This window comes from uncultured Oceanisphaera sp. (assembly GCF_947495715.1).
GTDB classification, from domain to species: domain Bacteria; phylum Pseudomonadota; class Gammaproteobacteria; order Enterobacterales; family Aeromonadaceae; genus Oceanimonas; species Oceanimonas sediminis.
This window is the reverse complement of sequence record NZ_CANLZU010000048.1, coordinates 1-1521: the sequence shown is the minus strand read 5'-3', so window position 1 is coordinate 1521 and position 1521 is coordinate 1. Positions and strand designations below refer to the sequence as shown.

At 48.4% G+C, this 1521-nt stretch carries 1 tRNA gene and 1 pseudogene; both read left to right on the top strand.

Annotated features, from left to right (window positions below):
* Nucleotides 1-635: 635 nt before the first annotated feature.
* A tRNA-Arg gene (locus Q0753_RS16510) sits at nt 636-710 on the top strand.
* Between the two features lie 243 nt (nt 711-953).
* Nucleotides 954-1448: pseudogene (locus Q0753_RS16505) on the top strand (SDR family NAD(P)-dependent oxidoreductase); the annotation flags it as partial.
* Nucleotides 1449-1521 lie beyond the last annotated feature (73 nt).

Here is a 1521-nt window from a genome sequence, read left to right as displayed (position 1 = left end):
CACTTCGACAAGACATTGAAAAACAATATTTTTTTGTTTCCCAACTACCTGCGAGTGCCCACACAGTTTGCTTGATACTAATTTTTAAAGAGCTACGCTCCACAGCTCAGGGCTGCTTAAAGAGCGTCGACCTTCTTCAGGTCAGGGGTAAGCATTCTACGCTTCCCGTTTAATTCGTCAAGCAGTAAATGACTTTCTTTTTTCTGCTTGTGACCGTTGGCGTGTTGCCCCGTGTCAGTGGATGCGCATTATAGGGAGTGCCCGTTTTTACGCAAGGGCTTTTTTGACAAAAACAGGCACTTGGTTACTGATAGCCCAAACACCCAGCAAAAACACAACTTAACCACAGATATACCCACAGAACACATGGCAATTAGCACAGTGCGATTAAAAAACGCCTTGCTGAACCACCACTATTATCGGCTTTTGTTTCTTTATCTTACTTTGTTTCAACTATACCGATTATCCACTACATACTCGGCCCACACCCGATCTTGGTGACATAACCGGCAGGCGCCCTGCCGCGACGAGCTTGTAACTATAGATAGATCTTGGTTCTGGTCAATTTGCACGCACTCAACCCAAAGGTGTCTTGTGCTTTGAACAGGATAAAATGTAGTATTCACCTATTATCCGTCCCCATAGTTAAATGGATATAACAAGGTCCTCCTAAGACTTAGTTGCAGGTTCGATTCCTGCTGGGGACGCCAGTATCTCCGTGATTCTCTTCGTATACTGCTCCATACAGCCCCATCTTTAACATCATTAACGATGTATATTTTCTGAATATAAATTTAAGTTGTTGATTTGATTGTTATTAAATAGCGACCTGTCGTTCCGGATCCAGGAATGAAGGTGCCATGACCCGTCTTGTTCCTTGTTTGTAGCCTCTCCCTGCGTGTAGCCGGGCCCGCCACAAACAGGGTGAGTCTTTCGTTACTCAGGAGTCATTGATGTCCAAAAACATTCTTATCACCGGCTGTTCTTCCGGCATCGGCCATAGGGCAGCCCATTTTCTCAAGGAGAAAGGCTTCCGGGTCATCGCCTCGGCCCGGCATTCCGCTGATGTTAACTCGCTAAAACAACAAGGACTGGACGCCGTTCAGCTGGATCTCAATGATGAGGCCAGTATCGAGGCCGCAGTAGAGCAAACGTTACAACTGAGCGATGGTCGTCTTTATGGCCTGTTCAATAATGGTGCTTACGGTCAGCCGGGCGCGCTTGAAGACCTGCCGACCACGGCGCTGCGCGAGCAGTTCAATACCAACCTGTTTGGCACCCATCATCTGACCCGCCTGGTTTTGCCTACCATGCTGGCGGCCGGTGAAGGCCGTATTATTCAAAACAGCTCGGTACTGGGACTGGTCGCCATGCAATATAGAGGTGCCTACAACGCCTCCAAGTTTGCGCTGGAAGGCTATACCGATACTTTGCGCCTGGAACTGGCGTTGTTGATCAAATCAGAGCCGAGACAGCCTGTCCCTACAGGGCTTTCCGCCCTTAACTGAACGGCTGACGAAC